At 58.8% G+C, this 19,172-nt stretch carries 16 protein-coding genes; 3 read left to right on the top strand and 13 right to left on the bottom strand.

Annotated elements, in window-relative coordinates; genetic code table 11:
- Positions 1 to 181 precede the first annotated feature (181 nt).
- Together nth and GFC01_RS07115 are read right to left on the bottom strand one after the other, a co-directional pair.
- Positions 182 to 841, bottom strand: coding sequence for an endonuclease III (gene nth / locus GFC01_RS07120; RefSeq protein WP_423244373.1), 660 nt, complete (start codon positions 839 to 841; stop codon positions 182 to 184).
- Positions 842 to 883: 42 nt separating this feature from the next.
- Positions 884 to 1,309 (bottom strand): CoA-binding protein, encoded by a 426-nt coding sequence (locus GFC01_RS07115; RefSeq protein ID WP_152945944.1) that lies wholly within the window; start codon positions 1,307 to 1,309, stop codon positions 884 to 886.
- Between the two features lie 191 nt (positions 1,310 to 1,500).
- On the opposite strand from GFC01_RS07115, the gene GFC01_RS07110 reads away from it, so the two are divergent.
- Entirely contained in the window at positions 1,501 to 2,253 is a 753-nt protein-coding gene (locus GFC01_RS07110) for a DUF4912 domain-containing protein (protein WP_152945943.1), read from the top strand.
- A 25-nt stretch (positions 2,254 to 2,278) separates the two neighbouring features.
- Positions 2,279 to 3,880 carry a glycoside hydrolase family 57 protein gene (locus GFC01_RS07105; protein ID WP_341473812.1) on the top strand — a complete coding sequence of 534 codons (1,602 nt, stop codon included), beginning with the start codon at positions 2,279 to 2,281 and terminating at the stop codon, positions 3,878 to 3,880.
- A gap of 45 nt (positions 3,881 to 3,925) precedes the next feature.
- On the opposite strand, the gene GFC01_RS07100 is transcribed toward GFC01_RS07105, so the two are convergent.
- The 5 genes from GFC01_RS07100 to nifV all read right to left on the bottom strand — a co-directional run bounded on the left by GFC01_RS07100 (position 3,926) and on the right by nifV (position 10,749).
- Positions 3,926 to 6,409, bottom strand: coding sequence for a mannose-1-phosphate guanyltransferase (locus tag GFC01_RS07100; protein ID WP_152945941.1), 2,484 nt, complete (start codon positions 6,407 to 6,409; stop codon positions 3,926 to 3,928).
- A 34-nt stretch (positions 6,410 to 6,443) separates the two neighbouring features.
- Positions 6,444 to 7,682: a glycosyltransferase family 4 protein gene (locus tag GFC01_RS07095; RefSeq protein WP_423244372.1), complete on the bottom strand. Its 1,239-nt coding sequence runs from the start codon at positions 7,680 to 7,682 to the stop codon at positions 6,444 to 6,446.
- A gap of 131 nt (positions 7,683 to 7,813) precedes the next feature.
- Complete coding sequence (locus GFC01_RS07090) at positions 7,814 to 8,188, bottom strand: carbohydrate-binding protein (protein WP_152945940.1); 375 nt, start codon at positions 8,186 to 8,188, stop codon at positions 7,814 to 7,816.
- A gap of 278 nt (positions 8,189 to 8,466) precedes the next feature.
- Positions 8,467 to 9,477 (bottom strand): isocitrate dehydrogenase (NAD(+)), encoded by a 1,011-nt coding sequence (locus tag GFC01_RS07085; protein ID WP_341473811.1) that lies wholly within the window; start codon positions 9,475 to 9,477, stop codon positions 8,467 to 8,469.
- A gap of 123 nt (positions 9,478 to 9,600) precedes the next feature.
- Positions 9,601 to 10,749, bottom strand: a complete 1,149-nt coding sequence (nifV, locus tag GFC01_RS07080) for a homocitrate synthase (RefSeq protein ID WP_152945938.1) — start codon at positions 10,747 to 10,749, stop codon at positions 9,601 to 9,603.
- Positions 10,750 to 11,266: 517 nt separating this feature from the next.
- Here nifV and GFC01_RS07075 point away from each other — a divergent pair.
- Complete coding sequence (locus GFC01_RS07075) at positions 11,267 to 12,517, top strand: L-lactate MFS transporter (protein ID WP_152945937.1); 1,251 nt, start codon at positions 11,267 to 11,269, stop codon at positions 12,515 to 12,517.
- A gap of 181 nt (positions 12,518 to 12,698) precedes the next feature.
- Here the strand turns inward: GFC01_RS07075 and gatB are convergent, their stop codons facing one another.
- The 6 genes from gatB to GFC01_RS07045 form a co-directional block, all read right to left on the bottom strand.
- Positions 12,699 to 14,135, bottom strand: coding sequence for an Asp-tRNA(Asn)/Glu-tRNA(Gln) amidotransferase subunit GatB (gatB, locus tag GFC01_RS07070; protein ID WP_341473810.1), 1,437 nt, complete (start codon positions 14,133 to 14,135; stop codon positions 12,699 to 12,701).
- Positions 14,135 to 15,607, bottom strand: coding sequence for an Asp-tRNA(Asn)/Glu-tRNA(Gln) amidotransferase subunit GatA (gene gatA, locus GFC01_RS07065; RefSeq protein ID WP_152945936.1), 1,473 nt, complete (start codon positions 15,605 to 15,607; stop codon positions 14,135 to 14,137). The genes gatB and gatA overlap by 1 nt, the downstream gene beginning before the upstream one ends.
- Positions 15,608 to 15,620: 13 nt before the next feature.
- Positions 15,621 to 15,902: an Asp-tRNA(Asn)/Glu-tRNA(Gln) amidotransferase subunit GatC gene (gene gatC, locus GFC01_RS07060; protein WP_152945935.1), complete on the bottom strand. Its 282-nt coding sequence runs from the start codon at positions 15,900 to 15,902 to the stop codon at positions 15,621 to 15,623.
- A 75-nt stretch (positions 15,903 to 15,977) separates the two neighbouring features.
- A complete protein-coding gene (gene ligA, locus GFC01_RS07055; RefSeq protein WP_152945934.1) occupies positions 15,978 to 17,990 on the bottom strand; it encodes an NAD-dependent DNA ligase LigA in 2,013 nt (670 codons plus the stop codon).
- A 22-nt stretch (positions 17,991 to 18,012) separates the two neighbouring features.
- Positions 18,013 to 18,873, bottom strand: coding sequence for a lipid II flippase Amj family protein (locus GFC01_RS07050; RefSeq protein ID WP_341473818.1), 861 nt, complete (start codon positions 18,871 to 18,873; stop codon positions 18,013 to 18,015).
- Between the two features lie 94 nt (positions 18,874 to 18,967).
- Positions 18,968 to 19,172, bottom strand: a 205-nt coding sequence (locus GFC01_RS07045; RefSeq protein ID WP_152945933.1) for a DUF3553 domain-containing protein, incomplete at its 5' end; no start/stop codon positions are given.

Here is a 19,172-nt window from a genome sequence, read left to right as displayed (position 1 = left end):
TTCATGGTTCTTCGGGCATTTGTTCCCTGCTGTCCGGTATTTGGTGCTGCAAAGATTGGGGGAACCGGTAAATGCCAGGTATTTAAAATGGCGGCATCGAAAGGTAGCCGTGGATAGGGCAATTTGCATAACCCACAGATGAATGGGGGCTCCCGTCTGCGTCGGGGGGAGCCCTTTTCCTTTATTTTCCCTCCGGGCATAAATGGGCCAGGGGACAGGCGGGACAGCGGGGGCTGCGGGCCGTGCAAACCTGCCGGCCGTGGGCAATGAGCTGGTGATGGGCGGCCCGGCGTCTTTCTTCCGGGATGAGGGATACCAGCTCTTCCTCTGTTTTTTCGGGCGTTTTGCTCCGGGCCAGACCCAGCCGGTGGCTGACCCGGAAAACGTGGGTATCCACCGGAATGGTAGGCCGCCCGAAGGCCACATTGAGCACCACGTTGGCCGTTTTGCGGCCCACTCCGGGGAGGCTTTCCAGTTCTTCCAGCCTATCGGGCACCCGGGAATTATATTTTTCCACCAGAATGCGGCTGGTGGCAATGATGTTTTTACTCTTATTACGGTAGAGCCCGCAGCCCTGGATTTCCCGGGCCAGCTCCTCCGGGTTCAGCCGGGCGAAATCTTCCGGCCGGCGGTAGTGACGGAACAGCCGGTCGGTAATGCTGTTTACCTGCCGGTCGGTGGTCTGGGCGGAAAGGATGGCCGCCACCAGCAGCTGGAATGGGTTGTTAAAATGCAGTGCCGTGCGGGCATCGGGGTAGGTGCGGTCTAAAATTTCCAGAATTTCCCGGACCCGGCGGCCCTCCGGCAATTTCGCCGGAACCGTCCCCGGTGCTGCAGGCAAAGGGTTTTGCCGGTGTGCGGCCGGCAAAATTTTTTTGCACACCTAACGATCTCCTTCCAGCAGCCGCCGGTGCTCCACCATCAGACAGCGGTCCATGACCACGGTCAGTCCCCGGGACCGGGCTTGTTCGGCTGCTTCCTGGTGTATCACTCCCAGTTGCAGCCAGATAACCGGTTGGGGATTGAGCTGCCGGGCCGCTTCAATTATTTCCGGTACTTCCGACGGCCGGCGGAAAACATCCACGATATCCACCGGATGGGGTATGGAAGATAGATCCGGATAGGCCTTTTCCCCCAGAACCTCCTGGATCGCGGGATTGACCGGGATGATCTCATAACCCTGTTCCTTGAGGTAGGCGGCCACCCGGTAACTGTCCCTTTCCGGTTTGTTGGAGAGTCCCACCACGGCAATGCGCCGGCTGTTGCTCAACAGGTCCTTTAACACCGGATCTGCGGGATTGACAAACATGTGAAAACCTCCCTAACGGTTTTTTTATTCTGGCATTTTAACAATTTTATTCCAGACAGGGCCTGATTTTTCGTTCATAAAACCCGGTCCAGCGGCAATAATAAAAAAAGCCCCTCGCCCAATTAAATTATAACATCAATCCAGGATTTATTATAAGCTGCAATTTCAGTTTACATTAAGGAGGGCCATCCATGACCGTATTAATTCCCGTGGTCGTCGGGGTCGCCTTGGCAATACTGCTTCTGGCCATTTTTTTATGGCCATTCAGAAAACCATCCCGGCAATCGGTGGCCACAAAAGAGGAGATCCCTTCCCTTTTCAGGGAAGAAATGGCCGAAGAACTGGCCGCGCCCGTGCCGCCCGTCAAACTGCCGGAATCGCCGGGTCCGGATCTTCCCCGGTACTACGGCCTTGACCGCCTGGTATTGCTGGTCAGGGATCCCTACTGGCTTTATGCCTACTGGGAAATTACCGCCACCAGACAGGAGGAGTTTGCTTCCACCTTTGGTGCCAGGGCATGGGCTTCCACCCGCCCCGTATTAAGAGTTTATGATGTGACCGGTGTGGATTTCAATGGTTATAACGCCAACAGCTTCATGGACATCCAGATTCAAGAGACGGCGGACAGCTGGCATATTCCCGTGGGCCGGCCCAACCGTTCCTTTTGTGTGGATCTGGGGAGGGTTTTTCCCGACGGGCGTTTTGTCACCCTTTTACGTTCCAATGTGGTGACCACCCCCCGGGCCACCCTTTCCGAGTGCCTGGACGAAGAATGGATGTGGATTGAAGATTTGTACCGTTCCTACCGGTTCCAGTATGGGGTCAGTTCGCCCATGATTGCCCGGGAGGTGGCCGGGCGGATGGCAGTGGTACCCGTCTCCATCAGTTCCCCCGGTTTCGGCCCGCCTGTCCGCCCGCCGGAAAGGGAGTTTGAGATGCATTAATAAAAATATTCAGAGGGGGATAACTGTGACCGGTGGATACCTGGCTTTAGTATTACATGCCCATTTGCCTTTTGTACGCCATCCGGAACACGAACACTTTCTGGAGGAAAGGTGGCTTTACGAAGCCATCACCGAAACCTACATTCCTTTGTTACATGTTTTTGAACGCCTGGTCAGCGACGGTGTGCCTTTTCGTTTAACCGTTTCCCTGTCCCCGCCCCTGATCTCCATGCTGACCGATCCCCTGCTTCAGGAACGTTATTCCCGGCACCTGGAGCGCCTGATGGAGCTGGCCGGCAGAGAAGTGGAGCGGACCAGGCACACCCCTTTCCACGAAACGGCCCTGCTGTACCGGGACCTTTTTCAGGAAATTGCCCGTACCTATCATCAGGTTTACCGGAGAAATATCGTTCAGGGTTTCAAGCGCTTTCAGGACCTGGGCCGCCTGGAAATCATCACCTGTGCCGGCACCCATGGTTATCTGCCCCTGTTGATGGTAAATCCCGAGGCGGTACGGGTGCAAATAGCCGTGGCCGTGGATTTATACCGGCGGCATTTCGGCGTTTCGCCCCGGGGCATCTGGTTGCCGGAATGTGCTTATGCCCCGGGGATTGACGATATTTTAAAAGAGTATGGTATCCGTTATTTCTTCACCGATACCCACGGGGTGCTTTTTGCTTCCCACCGGCCCCGTTACGGGGTGTTCGCCCCCCTGTTTTGCCCCAGCGGGGTGGCCGTTTTCGGCCGCGATGTGGAGTCGTCCAGGCAGGTATGGAGCGCCCGGGAGGGCTATCCCGGAGACTTTGACTACCGGGAGTTTTACCGGGACATTGGTTTTGACCTGGATTACGAATACATCAAGCCGTACATTCATCCCGACGGCATTCGGGTACATACGGGCATCAAGTATTACCGCATCACCGGGCAAACCAATCACAAGGAGCCCTATGTACCGGCCTGGGCCCGGGAAAAGGCGGCCGTTCATGCCGGCAATTTCATGTTCAACCGGGAATTGCAAATAAAATATTTAAACCGGCACATGGACCGGCCGCCCATAATTGTGGCCCCCTATGACGCCGAGCTTTTCGGCCACTGGTGGTTTGAAGGCCCCCTGTGGCTGGAAATGCTCATACGCAAGATTCACTTTGATCAGAAGACGGTGGAACTGATCGCCCCGGGTGATTACCTGCAGCGTTTCCCCTGCAATCAGGTGGCCCGGCCCTGCCCTTCCAGCTGGGGAGACAAAGGCTACAACGAGGTGTGGCTCTGCCAGGCCAACGACTGGATCTACCGCCACCTGCATCTGGCTGCGTCCCGCATGGTGGAACTGGCCGATCATTTCCCCGTGACCGATGGTGTCCTGCGCCGGGCGCTGAACCAGGCGGCCAGGGAACTGCTGCTGGCCCAGAGCAGCGACTGGGCTTTTATCATGAGCACCGGTACCATGGTGGATTACGCCGTGCGGCGTACGAAAAACCACGTACTCAATTTCCTGCGCCTTTACGATGAGATAAAGGGGCGGCGCATTGACGAAGGCTGGCTGTCCTGGCTGGAAAACACCAACAACATTTTCCCCCATATGGACTACACCTGGTACCGGAGCCGGGAAAAGCAAAAGACGGTATAGAAAATTACTTATAAAAAAACTCCCCTTCCAGGGAGTTTTTTATTGCTACGCCAGCCCGGCGATTTCGTTGATTTTTTCAATGTAAAACTCGGTCAGGGATTGGGCTATTTCCATGGAAGCCCCTTCGCTGAACACCCGGCACAGGGGCTCATCGGGATCAGGGAGAACCAGTGCCCATCCCTGGGGATGAAAAACCTTCACCCCGTCCAGCAGTTCCAGATCCGGCGCCGGCGGCTCTTCAATCAATTTCCGGATGACCCGTCCTTTAGCCTCCCAGGGTACCGGCACATCCCGCTGATCCATGAAGAAAGCCGGTATTTCATCCACCAGGGAAGCCAGGCTGAGCCCGTTCCGGGCGGCAAATTCCAGGATGCGGGTCAACGCACCCAGAGCGTCGAAATGCAACAAAAACTGGGATACCCGTCCACCGCCGTTTTTGCCCCGGGTTTCGTCCTGTCCCAGTACCTTTTCCACAAAGTCCTGCACGGAAGTTTTGGTACGCACCACCCGTCCCCGGTATTTTTCAGCCAGGACTTCGATGGTCCGGGGGGCGGTGACCGGCACCACTACCGGCCCTTCCTGTGCCCGGAGGATAATCAGGGCGATGAGGGCGGTCAGCAGGTTGTCCTGAATTACCCTTCCCCGTTCATCCACCAGTATCAACCGCTCGCCATTGGGATCCAGCAGCGCTCCCGCCGAAGCATTCCGTTCCTGTACCCGCCGGATCAAATTGTTCAATATCTCGGGATCATCAGGGCGGCTATACCCCCTGTCATTGCCCGCCGTAAGCCTTTCCATCCGGATGTTCAACCTGCTGGCCAGGGGCTGCCAGAAGGCGTCCAGGTTGTGCCAGTCGCAGGCAATCACCACGTTGAAACCGGCCCTGGTCATTATGGTCTGGTTTAGTTCCTTGAGCAGGGCTTCGATGTATTCCGGTACCGGATCGGTTATATATTCCGGGGTCAGGATGGCGGACGGATCCACCCGGTGGAAGTCTTCCCGCATGAGCAGATTTTCCACCTTGCGCTCCACGCTGCGGGAAATATTCCCTCCCCTGCCGTTGGTGAAAACCAGGGTGGACTGACCGGTGCGCCGGGGAGAGATGCGCACATGCACCCCGCCGGATAATCCCAGGTTATGCACGGCAAAGCGGTGCATGGGGGTGATTCCGGTTCCCAGGTCCACCACCTGCGCTCCGGCCGACTGCAGCCCACAGGTTAAAGCCGTTTTCAGCATGGCCGATGAGGGGTAATTGTCACTGCTCACCCCCAGACGCACACCATGACCGCCCATGGCCGAGGCAAAGGCTGCTCCGGCGCGGCAGGCGAACTCCGGGGTCATTTCCACGTTGACCAGTCCGGTTATCCCTTCCAGTCCGAAAATTTTTTTGGGCAAACGGGTGCCCCAGATCAGGCTGTTCTGGACGATGGCCCCGCTTTCCACCATTTTATGGGGCCACAGTTTGACGTCGGGTTTGATAATGCTCCGCTCCTTGAGCACCGAATCGCTGCCGATGACGGCTCCTTCGTATACCGCCGCGCCGGCCTGTATCTGCACCCGGCTGGCTACCACCGCTCCCCGCAGGGCCGCTCCCTCACCCAGATAAACGTTGTTCCAGAGGACGCTGCGTTTAATGGAGGCCCGCTCCTGGATCAGACAGCCTTCCCCCAAAACGCTGTAGGGTTCGATTTCCACCCCGGGACCGATATGACACCCGTCCCCAATAAGCACCGGACCGCTAATGCGGGCGCCGGCGCCCATGTCCACTCCTTCACCCACCCGGACCCCCGGCTCTATTTCCCGGCCCGGCAGGTTTACCTTCACCCGGCCCGAGAGCACGTCCCGGTGAGCCTGCAGGTACTGCTGCAGGTTGCCGATATCGCACCAGTAACCCGGCAGGACTACCCCGAAAAGGGGCTTTTTCTCCCGCAAAAGCAGGGGGAAAAGGTCCTTGCTGAAGTCAAAGGCGCGATCCGGTGGAATGTATTCCAGCACTTCCGGTTCCAGAACGTAGATACCGGTATTGACCGTGTCGCTGAAAACCTCACCCCAGGCCGGTTTTTCCAGAAACTGAGTGATCCGGCCGTCGGGACGGGTAATGACCACGCCGTATTCCAGGGGACGTTCCACCCGGGTCAGGACCAGGGTGGCCATGGCTTCCTGCCGGCGGTGAAACTCCACGGCCCGGGTCAAATCCAGGTCGGTCAGGGCGTCGCCGCTGATCACCAGGAAGGTTTCGTCCAGGAAACCGGCGGCATTTTTTACGCTGCCGGCCGTACCCAGGGGCGCTTCTTCCACAAAGTAATGCATGTTCATTCCATAACCGGTACCGCTGCCAAAATAGTCCCGGATGGCGTCGGGCATATACTGCAATGTTACGGCCACGCTGGTAAAACCGTGCTGTTTCAGTAATTCCACAATATGGGCCATCATGGGGCGGTTGGCCACCGGTACCATTGGTTTGGGGCGGTTGCAGGTGAGAGGGCGCAGGCGGGAACCCTCGCCACCGGCCATAATGATCGCTTTCATTCAATCCCTCCTTGCATGATAGTAATTGAAACGGTCAGGCCCGGGCAAAGATTTTGGTCACCCGGTTGAAGAGACCGTTCATCCGCACGTCCGGGCCGTACCAGTTTGCCCTGCGGTAGGCCTGCCATACCTCCTGGTATACCTGCCGGGTGTGCAGGGCGATATCCCGCCAGTTGAATTGCTCCTGAACCTGGCGGAAGGCTCGCTGGCGCAGGCTCTGGGCCAGTTGACGGTCCTTTAACAGCCAGACCACCATATCGGCCAGGGAATGGCTGTTTCCGGGGTAAAATTTCAGCCCGTTCACCCCGTGTTCCACAATTTCACTTAAGCCCCCCGTATCGGCCACCACCACCGGTGTCCTGGCGGCCATACCCTCCAGGGCGACGATGCCGAAGGGCTCATACAGGCTGGGGAATACGGCCACATCGGCCCAGCTGTAGAGGGAATTGCGTACCTCGTCGTCGATATAGCCCGTAAAGTAAACCCGGTGGGCTATGCCCAGGGCGGCCGCCCGCCGGTGCAGCTCTTCGGCGAAAGGTCCCTTGCCGGCAATGACAAACTTGGTTTTGGGGTGGCGGGCCAGAATTTCCGGGGCCGCATCCAGGAGCACCTGAACACCCTTTTCCTGCACCAGCCGCCCCACGTAAAAAACAATCTGTTCATCGGGAGCGGCGTACTGGTCCCGGGACACCCGCATGCTGCGTACGGCAAAATTGGCCGGGTTGACGCCGTTGACAATGATTTCTATCTTATCTTCGGGAACCTGGAAGACGTGTCGCACTTCGTTTTTCATATAATGGCTGCAGCAGATGACTCTCCAGGCCTCATAGGTCAGCCACCACTCAATATCACTTATATGACGCTGCAGGTCGTTGTGCAGACCGTGGTTGCGGCCGTATTCGGTGGCGTGAATGGTGGCAACAAGCGGCAGGCGGTAGGCATGTTTGATGACCCGGGCGGCGTAGGCCACCAGCCAGTCATGGGCATGGAGAATATGCACGCTGCCCAGTTCGTTGAGGAGCGGAATGGCCCGCTCCAGCATGGCCATATTGAGCTGGGCCACCCAGGTGACAAAGCCGGGGGCGGAAATATGGTAGGCGTTTACCCGGTGTACATGCACCCCGTTGACCATTTCATAGGACGGGATACCGTCCAGGCCGCAGGTAAGCACATGCACTTCTTCCCCAATTTGCGCCTGCGCGGTGGTGAGGTCATAAACATGCTGGGCCAGTCCGCCCACGGACCGGGGCGGATATTCCCAGGACAGCATCACTACCCGCAAACATAATCCCCTCCATGGAAAAATTAAAGTGAAATCCCTACCGGGCTTTGACGGTAGGGATCTGGAAGGTAAATGCGCATCCACTGTATCTTGAATAAGTGTAATTTACCTTCGCTTCATGATTAAATCCGCATTTGGCCGTTATGGATCTCATAGCTCCAGTTGAGCCCGTTATTATTATCCCAGTTATTGGCATTGTCCCGGAAGCAGAAGTTGAAGCGGCTTTCATCCGGCATTTCCAGGGTTCTAACAAATCCCCACCCGGTGCGGGACATCCGCAGATCCTGCACATTATGCCATTTTTGCGCATCGCCGAAACCAATGTGCAGGAAAACTTCTTCGGCCCCCCTTCGGGCCAGCAGGCCATTGTAAAATACCGTTATTTCGTCGTAGGCGGTGATGGGGGTGGGATCAACCACCACTCCGCCGGGGAAATCGGCCCTGTGCATGGACTGTATCCTTCCTTCCGCTTCGCCGAAATTTGTGGGATGGGCCAAAAGCATCACCTCCATTTTGTTTAAGACATCGGGGCGAAACGGAGCCACAGGTTTATTATTATGCCCCCGTAGTTGTTTTATGCGCAAAAAAAAGACCATCGGTTTAAAATGATGGTCCGGTGAGATAAACCGTATGGGTTACCGGTGCTCCGCGGGTCGCCTTCCTTTGGACCCGGCGCTCACTGACAGGCAAGAACTTCTTAAAAACCGGTTGTCAACTGAAACCTGCACAATGGGAGGTAAAGTGGTTTTTCGGTGAGTGCCGGGCGGCACCCTGCCTATGGTAGCGAATTCATTTTTTCAATTATGGCGTCGGCCATGTCACTGGTACCGGCGCTGCCGCCCAGGTCGTAGGTCAATGCTTTCCCTTCCTGCAGGACGGTCACCACCGCTTCCTGGATGCGACCGGCCGCCCCTTCCTCACCCAGGTGCTGCAGCATCATTATTCCCGAAAGGATCATGGCCAGGGGGTTGATGCGGTTTTTGCCGGCGTGCTTGGGAGCGCTGCCGTGGACCGGTTCAAAAACCGCCGCTTCCAGGCCGATGTTGGCGCCGGGGGCCACGCCCAGGCCGCCCACCAGCCCGGCGCAAAGATCGCTGACAATGTCCCCGTACAGGTTGGGCAGCACCAGTACATCGTAATTTTCCGGGCTCTGGACCAGCTTCATGCACATGGCGTCCACGATCATATCTTCAAAGGCGATGTCCGGGTATTCTTCAGCCACCTTCCGGGCGCATTCCAGAAACAGGCCGTCGGAGAGTTTCATTATATTGGCCTTGTGCACGGCGGTGACCTTCCGGCGATTTTGTTTACGGGCCAGGTCGAAGGCAAAGCGTACGATGCGCTCCGAGGCTTCCCGGGTGATGATCTTGATGCTTTCGGCGGCGTCCCGCCCTACCCGGTGCTCGATGCCCGCATAAAGATCTTCGGTGTTTTCCCGCACCACCACCAGGTCCACGTTCTGGTAGCGGGTGGCCACCCCCGGCAGGGTGCGGGCCGGGCGCACATTGGCAAAGAGATTCAGTTCCTGGCGCAGGGTTACGTTCACGCTGCGAAAACCCCCGCCCACGGGGGTGGTGATGGGACCCTTCAGGGCCACCCGGTTCCGGCGGATGGATTCCAGCACGGGTTCAGGCAGGGGAGTGCCGTATGCGGGGATCAGGGCTTCCCCGGCCTCCACCACTTCCCATTCAACGGGTGCGCCGCTGGCGTCGATGACCCGGCGGGCGGCCAGGGCTATTTCCGGGCCCACACCGTCGCCGGGGATGAGAGTTACTTTATGTGCCACCACAGCTTCCTCCTGATTGTTTACAGTTGTTAAAACCAAAGGGTTATTCAGCAGGCCTGCTCTATGGCCGCCCCGTCCGGGCAGCCGCCGGTTGCCGCGGGGCGGCCCGCCTGGGATGACTGCCTATTTTCCGAAATAATCTTCGTAGATGTACATGAGCTCCTTATCGAAAAGCGGCCGTTTCAAGGATACGCAGTAAGAACGCACCTTGGCCAGCAATTCCTGGGCGCGGAATTCGCTCAAATGAATGCCGTATTCGGCGAACTTGGCTTTCAAGGCGGCGGTGCCGGAGTGCTTGCCGATGACGATCTGGCGCTCCAGGCCCACTTCCTCCGGGTGGAAGGCCTCGTAGGTTTTGGGGTTTTTCAATGCCCCGTCGGCATGGATGCCCGATTCGTGGGCAAACATATTGGAGCCCACGATGGCCTTCCACGCCGGCAGCTCCCGCCCGGAGGCCCGGGACACATATTCGGCCACTTCCCGGAACATTTCCGTTTTAAAGCCCAGGTCGATGCCGGCCAGATGCTTTAAGGCCATGACCACTTCTTCCAGGGCGGCGTTGCCGGCCCGCTCGCCCAGGCCGATGACGGTTACCCCCACGTGGTTGGCGCCGGCCCTTACCCCGGCCAGGGCGTTGGCCGTGGCCATGCCGAAATCGTTATGGGTGTGCATTTCAATATCCAGATCTACATTTTCCAGGATGGTTTTGATGCGCTCATAGGTGCTGAAGGGATCCAGAATGCCCACGGTATCGCAGTAACGCAGGCGGTCGGCGCCGGCCTCCTTGGCCGCCCGGGCAAACTGCAGCAGAAAATCCATGTCGCTGCGGGAGGCGTCTTCGGCGTTCACCGAAATGTACATGCCTTCCTTTTTGGCAAATTCCACCGCCTGGACCATCTTTTCCAGGACCCACTCCCGGCTGGTCTGGAGCTTGTATTTGATGTGGATGTCGGAGGTGGAAATAGAAATGGCCACGGCATCCACTCCGCAGGCCAGGGAGGCTTCGATGTCCTTGATTACCGGACGGTTCCAGCCCATGATGCTGGCCTTCAGGCCTGCTTTGCAGATGGCCTTGATGGCTTCCTGTTCGTCCCCTCCCATTACCGGTACGCCGGCTTCAATCTGGTGAACGCCCAGTTCATCCAAAAATTTGGCAATACGCAACTTTTCCCGGTTGGCGAAAACCACCCCCGCGGTCTGCTCACCGTCCCGCAGCGTGGTATCCACGATGATGATTTTGCGGTCCTTCTCCTGTGTCTTTTGTTCCGTCATTTGCCGGTTCACCCCTTAGGTTAGGATTTCATTATGGAAAGCTTGCTCGCATAATGCGACGGGAAAATTGTACAGCTTTTATCATACCATGAAACCGGTCAGCTGAAAAGCCTTCTTTTTCTTATGCACATAATGACTTCCTGCTTCCGGTACTGCCAGGCCCTTTGCCCGGCGCCGGAACGTTGCTACCGGTTCCCCAGTGGTCGAAAAAAGGTCCCCGGTTGAAAATAGGGGTTTTAACCGGGACTCCGGTCCCCTTTGCCGGAGGGGCGACCGTTTGGTGGGTTGATCTGCCTGTTGCCGGGAAAAGCATATCTTCTTTTGTGCATGAGTTATAAAATAAACATAGTATCAGGAATGATGCGAAAGGGGGTTTGACCAAAAGCGGGATCCATAAGAGACCGAATATTTAGAATTGCAGGACTCGTTTACTGGTACGGTATTTTTTCCGGTGGTGCCTGTTATAGGAGGTTGCTGGTGCAATCATTCTTAACTATTATGACTGGAGGTGCATTCAATGTCTTTACCCAATCAGCCTGGAGCGGGACGGGCCTGGGCGGTCACCTTTGCCGGCACGGGCATCAACCTGTGCCTGGGGGTTTTGTATACCTGGAGCGTTTTTGCCGCCGCTCTGATCAACCAGCTGGGCTGGAGTAAAACTGCTTCGGCCATCCCCTATACCATTGCCTGTGTGGTCTTTGCCATTGCCATGGTTCCGGCCGGGCGGCTGGTGGATAAGATCGGTCCCCGCTGGGTGGCCACCATTGGCGGCATCTTTGCCGGCGGCGGTCTGATCCTGTCGGGTCTTTTCGGCAACTCTTTCCAGGTGCTGGCCATTACCTTCGGGGTAATCGTTGGTATCGGCCTGGGCTTTGGTTACGCCGCTCCCACTCCGGCGGCCGTCAAGTGGTTTAAACCCCATATGAAGGGGCAGATTTCCGGGCTGGTGGTGGCCGGCTTCGGTCTGGCCTCGGTATACATCGCTCCCATGACCAACGCCTTTATCAAGTCCTTTGGTGTGATTCACTCTTTCTATGTAGAAGGTCTCATTTTCCTTATTGCCACTGTAATCCTGGCCCAGGTGCTGTCCTTTCCTCCCTCCGGCTACCAGCCCGTGGGCGGTCAGCCACCGGCCACCAGGGCGGCGGCTGCGGCTGCTTCCAAGCGTGACTTTTCCCCCACGGAAATGCTGGCCACGCCCCAGTTTTATTTGCTGTGGCTGATGTATGCCTTTACGGCGTCGGCCGGTTTGATGATTATCGGTCACCTGGCCAAGATTGCCGAAATTCAGGCCGGCATCAAGTGGGGTTTCGCCTTTGTGGCCGTGCTGGCCGTGGCCAACGCCGGCGGCCGGATCCTGGCCGGATGGCTCTCCGACAAACTGGGCCGCACCAATACCATGCTTCTGGTATTCCTGATTCAAGCGGCCAATATGTTCATGTTCGCCTCCTACCGGTCGGTGGGCGCCCTGCTGGTCGGCGCCATTCTCACCGGCATTGCCTACGGTTCCCTGCTTTCCCTCTTCCCGTCGGCCACCTATGACTTCTTCGGGTTGAAACATGCCGGGGTGAACTACGGGTGGGTCTTCACCGCCTGGGGCGCCGGTTCCCTCATTGGTCCCATTATCGCCGGGCGGATGGCCGACCTGTACAAGGTATATAACAATGCCTACCTTATTTCCGCCGTTCTGTTGCTGGTGGCTGCGGTAATGGCCCTGGTGACCAGGCCGCCCAAGGTGCCGGTGGCGGATACCAGTGTCAAGGCATAATGTTTGGCAGTCGTTTTCTACGCCTGATGACAGTACACCGGTGGTTATAAAATAGGGTTGCCGGACCGTGCCCCCGCCTTGAGATGTGGGATATGAGAAGTGGGATGTGAGATTAATGTTGGCTTTGGCTTTTGCCAAAGCCTTCTTAATCTCACATCCAAACTCTCACCTCTCACTTCTTTTAAAGCCTCTCCTTGAGCAGCCGGTTTACCAGCTCCGGGTTGGCCTTACCCCGGGTGGCCTTCATCACCTGGCCTACTAAAAAGCCCAGGGCCTTGTCTTTGCCCTTGCGGTAGTCCTCCACCACCCCGGGATTGTTGGCCAGCACTTCCTCCACTATGGCCGCAATGGCTCCCTCATCGGTAATCTGCACCAGGCCCTTTTCCTGAACAATCTGCTCCGGGTCCTTGCCGGTGGCAAACATTTCTTCAAAGACGGTTTTGGCTATTTTGCCGCTGATGGTTCCCCTGTCCATTAGTTTTAGCATACCGGTAAATTGCCGGGGTGAGATCCGGCATTCCGTAATTTCCATACTATGAGCATTCAGCAGGCGGGAGAGGTCCCCCATCATCCAGTTGCTCACGGCCTTGGCGTTGGGATAAAGGGCCACGCATTCTTCGAAGTAATCGGCCATCTCCCTGGAGGCGGTGAGCACCGAGGCGTCGTAGGGCGGCAGGTCGTAGCGCTTGATATAGCGGTTGCGCCGCTGGTCCGGCAGCTCCGGCAGGCTCTTTTTAATTTCCTCCACCCACCGCCGGTCGATGACCAGGGGTACCAGGTCCGGCTCCGGGAAATAGCGGTAGTCGTGGGCCTCCTCCTTGCTGCGCATGGACAGGGTGACCCCCTTGTTCTCATCCCAGGTGCGGGTTTCCTGGATGATCCGCCCCCCTTCCTCCAGCACGGCAATCTGGCGCTCCACCTCGTAGGCCAGCGCCCGCTGCAGGGCCTTGAAGGAGTTCATATTTTTGATTTCCGTTTTGGTGCCGAATGCCGTGCTTCCGGCGGGACGTACCGAAACGTTGGCGTCGCAGCGCAGGGAACCCTCTTCCATCCTGCAGTCGGAGACGCCGGTGTACTGGATGATGGCTTTGAGCTTTTCCAGGTAGGCCCGGGCCTCCTCCGGGGAGCGCATATCCGGTTCGGAGACTATTTCAATCAGGGGTACGCCGGTACGGTTGTAGTCCACCAGGGAATAGGGCGTGGTGGCGATGGTGCCCTGGTGCACCAGCTTGCCCGCGTCTTCTTCCATGTGTACCCGGGTGATGCCGATGCGTTTGGTCCGGCCGTCCACTTCAATGTCCAGGTGGCCGTTTCTGGCCAGGGGCAGGTCGTACTGGGATATCTGGTAGTTTTTCGGTAGATCGGGGTAGTAATAATTTTTCCGGTCGAACTTGGAGTATTCCGCGATCTCACAATTTAAAGCCAGGGCAGCCCGGATGGCGTATTCCAGCACCTTTTTATTGAGCACGGGCAGTACACCGGGCAATCCCAGGCAGACCGGGCAGACGTGGGAGTTGGGGTCGCCGCCGAATTCTGTTGATGAGGGGCAGAAGATCTTGGTTCTGGTTTTTAATTCCACATGCACTTCCAGGCCGATGATGGTTTCGTATGCAGCCACTATTGCTCACCCCCTTCTAAAGACGGCCGGCGCCGGTGATGGTCGGTGTGCTGTTCAAAGGTGTAGGCCACCTGTAACAGGGTGCCCTCCCCGAAGGGCTTGCCCATCAACTGCAGGCCCACGGGCAGCCCCTCCACAAAGCCGGCCGGAATGGACAGGCCCGGGATGCCGGCCAGGTTCACGGCCAGGGTGCAGATGTCGGACATATACATCTGCAGCGGGTCGTCTGTTTTTTCCCCCCGCTTGAAGGCCGGCGACGGGGACGTGGGGGCCAGGAGCACGTCAAAACGCTCAAAGGCCCGGTCAAAGTCCTGCTTGATCAATGTGCGCACCTTCAGGGCCTTCAGGTAGTAGGCGTCGTAGTAACCGGCGGACAGGGCGTAGGTGCCCAGCATGATGCGCCTTTTCACCTCCGGGCCGAACCCCTGGCTGCGGGTTTTCATAAACATGTCCACCACATCTTCCGCCTCAAAGGCCCGGTAGCCGTAGCGCACCCCGTCGTAGCGGGCCAGGTTGGAGCTGGCCTCCGCCGGGGCGATCAGGTAATAGGTGGGCAGGGCGTAACGGCTGTGGGGCAGGGTGGTCTCCTCAATTTCCGCCCCCAGGGAGGCCAGCAGGTTTATGGCCTGCCGGATGATCTCTTTGACGGCGGGATCAATACCCTCGCCCAGGTATTCCGCGGGCACTCCCATCTTCAGGCCCCTGACGTCGTCTCTTAAAAAGGTGGTGTAGTCGGGGACCTCCCCCGGGGCCGAGGTGGAATCCAGGGGGTCGTGGCCGCAGATGGCGTTTAGCATCAGGGCGCAATCGGTAACGTCCCGGGAAAAGGGGCCGATCTGGTCCAGGGATGAGGCAAAGGCCACCAGCCCGTAACGGGAGACGGCGCCGTAGGTGGGTTTCATGCCCACCACGCCGCAGAGGGCGGCCGGCTGGCGGATGGAACCCCCTGTGTCCGAACCCAGGGCCACCACCGCTTCCCCGGCGGCCACGGCGGCCGCCGAGCCGCCGCTGGAGCCGCCCGGTACCCGCTCCAGGTCCCAGGGGTTGGCGGTGGTGAATAAACCCGAGTTTTCCGTGGAGGAGCCCATGGCAAATTCGTCCAGGTTGGTCTTGCCCACCATGACGGTGCCGGCGGCCTGCAGCTTGTCCACCACCGTGGCGTTGTACGGGGGGATGAAGTTGTAAAGTATTTTCGAAGAGCAGGTGGTGCGCACGCCCCGGGTGCACATGTTGTCCTTGATGGCCACCGGTATGCCGGCCAGGGGGGGGAGTTCCTCCCCGGCGGCCATTTTTTTGTCCACGGCCCGGGCCTGCTCCAGGGCCTGCTCCCGGGTCAGGGTTACGTAAGCTTTTACCCTTTCTTCCACCCGGTCGATGCGGTTAAAGACGGCGCGGGTTATTTCTTCGGCGCTGATCTCTTTTTTACGCAGCAGATCACCCAGTTCATGGGCGGTCAGGTAGTGCAGATCCAAAAAATTCCCCTCCTTACACAATCCGCGGTACTTTGAAAAACTGGCCCTCCCGGTCCGGGGCGTTGGCCAGCACTTCTTCCGGGGGCATGTGTTTGCCCACCTGGTCTTCCCGCCAGACGTTTTTCAAAGGCAGCACGTGGGCAGTGGGCGGTATGTGGTCGGTATCCAGTTCGTTGAGCATGCGGGCGTATTCCAGGATGGCGTTGAGCTGCCCGGTGTACATTTTCTTTTCTTCGTCGCTCAGTTCCAGCCTGGCCAGCAGGGCCACGTGTTCCACATCCTTGATGGTAATCATGCCAGCACCTTCCTTCAGATCAAAAACTGACAACATTATAGCGCTACTGATCAAGCCTTGCAACTTTTGCCCCTTTTATTTCACTTCCCCCACCAGCCGGCGGAAGTCTTCTTCGCGCAGGATGGGGACGCCCAGGGCCAGGGCTTTGTCGTATTTGCCGCCCGGATCCTCCCCCACCACCACGTAGTCGGTCTTTTTGCTCACGCTGGAACTGACCCGGCCCCCCAGGCGCTGGATTATCTCCTGGGCCTGCTGGCGGGTGTAGTGTTCCAGGGTGCCGGTGAGGACAAATACCTTGCCGGCCAGGGGCTTCTCCCCCTCCGGAGCGGCTTCCCGCCGCCCCATATTCACCCCGGCGGCGGCCAGCTTTTCCAGCACCCGCCGGTTTTCATCCTGGGCAAAGAAGGTGACCACACTTTCGGCAATGCGCGGGCCGATCTCCGGGATGGTTACCAGCTCATCGTAGGTGGCCCGGGAAAGCCCGTCCATGGTGCCGAAATGTTCCGCCAGCAGGCGGGCGGCCCTTTCCCCCACGTGGCGGATGCCCAGGGCGAAGATCAGCCGGTGCAGGGGGTTGGCCTTGCTTTTTTCCAGGGCCTGCAGCAGGTTGCGGGCCGATTTGTCCCCCAGCCGTTCCAGGCGGGCCAGGTCGTCGTGGCGCAGGGTATAAAGGTCCGCCGGGTCGGCCACCAGGCCCGCCCGCAGCAACTGTCCGATGACCGCCGGTCCTAATCCGGTAATGTCCATGGCATTGCGGGAGGCAAAGTGGATCAGCCCCTCCCGCAGCCGGGCCGGGCAGGCCATGTTGGTACAGCGGGCGGCCGCCTCCCCCGGCGGCCGGTTCACCGCTGCGCCGCATTCGGGGCAGCGGGCGGGCATGGCAAAGGGTTTTTCCTCGCCGGTGCGTTCTTCCGGCAGGGAGGCCACCACCTCCGGGATGATGTCCCCGGCCTTCTGTACAATCACCCGGTCCCCCACCCGGATGTCCCGCTCCCGGATGATGTCTTCGTTATGCAGGGTGGCCCGGCTGACGGTGGTGCCGGCCAGGCGCACCGGTTCCAGAATGGCCGTGGGGGTGAGCACTCCCGTGCGCCCCACCCGCAGGATAATGTCCACCACCCTGGTTCTGGCCTGTTCGGCCGGAAATTTATAGGCAATGGCCCAGCGGGGGCTTTTCATGGTGGCGCCCAGACGGTCCTGCTGTTCCAGGGAATTTACCTTGATCACCAGGCCGTCAATGGCATAGGGCAGATCGAACCTTTCCTGCTGCCACCGGCGGCAATATTGCACCACATCGTCCATGTGGTTAAAGAGGCGGTGGTGACGGTTGACGGGGAAACCCAGTTCCCGCAAGACGGACAGGGTTTGGAAGTGGGTCTGGAAAGTGATCCCTGCCGCTTCGCCGATGCCATAAAGAAAGATGCTCAGCTGGCGGGAGGCGGTTACGGACGGATCCAGCTGGCGCAGGCTGCCGGCGGCCGCATTGCGCGGGTTGGCAAACAGGGGTTCACCGGCCTCTTCCCGGGCTTCGTTCAGGCGCAGGAAGGCTTCCTTGGACATGTAGACTTCCCCCCGCACCTCCAGCACCGGTATTTCCCGTTGCAGGCGCAAAGGCACGGCCCGAACGGTGATCAGGTTGGCGGTGATGTCCTCGCCTGTTTCCCCGTCTCCCCGGGTGGCGCCGGTGACGAAAAGGCCGTTTTCGTAGCGCAGGGAAACGGCCAGGCCGTCTATTTTCAGCTCCACCACGTATTCCACTGTTTCACCGGGCAGGGCGGCGCGCACCCGGCGGTCGAAATCCCGCAGTTCCCCCTCGTCAAAGGCGTTGGCCAGGCTGAGCATGGGCACCCGGTGGCGGACGGTGACGAACCCCTCCCGGGGTTGCCCGCCCACCCGCCGGGTGGGTGAGTCGGGAGTGACCAGCTCCGGATACTGTTTTTCCAGCTGGAGCAGTTCCCGCATCAGTGCGTCGTAGCGGGCGTCGGAAATTTCCGGGTCGTCCAGCACATAATAACGGTAGTTGTGGTGTTCGATCTCCCGGCGCAGCTCAATCACCCTGCGCCTGGCCTGTTCCCTGTCTTGAGTCAAAGAAGCACACCCCCGCCGCGGATTATATAATCAGCTCGGCTACAAAGCGGATGATAATCGCCCCCGGGATAAAGAAAACCTGGGCCAGCATCGTCCCCAACAGCCTGGTCAGGGCCAGGTAGACGGACATCTGCTTTACGTCCTCTTCCGGGCGCACTCCCCGCATGGCCTGGTCGGTGATCATGGCAGCGGTGGGATCCACCACGGTGGCGGCCAGCACCGACGCCACCCCGTTGACAATGCCCGAAGTGAGGGTGGCCGTGGAGCGGAACTGGGGCAGCATCGCGCCGGCGTACAGCGCCGAGAGCACCCCGGTGGTCCAGATGCCGGTGATCAGTATGTTGGCCAGCAGGAAAAAACGGGGTATGCGCAGGGGCTCCCGCAGGGTGTCCCGGAAGCGGCCCACCCCGGGCAGACGAACCTGCCGGGTCATGGAAACCACCTGCCGGGGGGACAGGGCCAGTTTTAAAAACATGCGGGGCACCGAGCCGATGTCCTCCAGGAGCATGATCCCCCGGGTGAAGACCCGGACAAAGGTGGGGATGAGCAGCCCCCCCAGCACCGTGCCCATGGTGGCCGACAGGATCACCAAACGGATCTGCCATTTCAGTTGCTCCAGCAGTTCCTGGTAAAAGGGGTTGGACAGCACGTCGGCAACACCGGCCTGTTTTAGACCGGTGTTGATGGCGTGTTCCACAATGGTGGACATCAACGGGGCCTGAATCAGGTTGGCCGTGCTGGCAATAAGAAAGATAACCTGAAAAAGGGACAGGGCCGTGGCCAGCCGCTGGGTACGCACCCCGGCCAGGCGCACGGAATAAATGAGCGTATTGATCAGGTGGATGATGGCTGTCAGGACGGCCACAATCAACAGACGGGTTATATTATCTTCCGTCATAACGGAGTATAAATCAGACCCGGGCACGAATCATCCCCTCGTTATTAGTATTGCCGTAAAGACCGCTATTGAGACACGGCTAAAGCCGTTCCAGCGGCGCATAACGGGCCAGCAGGACCCTGGTGCCCAGGTCGGGGAATTCCACCTGCAGTTCGGTGTTTTCACCCTGCCCCCGCACCCCAACCACCGTCCCCTGGCCCCATTTGCGGTGGCGTACCCGGTCCCCGGGGTTGAAGGAATAGAGCCTGGCCGGGCGGGCGGGTGTGGCCGCCGTTTTGCCGGTG

Source organism: Desulfofundulus thermobenzoicus, assembly GCF_009428905.1.
GTDB classification, from domain to species: domain Bacteria; phylum Bacillota; class Desulfotomaculia; order Desulfotomaculales; family Desulfovirgulaceae; genus Desulfofundulus_A; species Desulfofundulus_A thermobenzoicus.
Note: the sequence above shows the minus strand (reverse complement) of the source record. Positions and strands in the feature narration are given on the sequence as shown.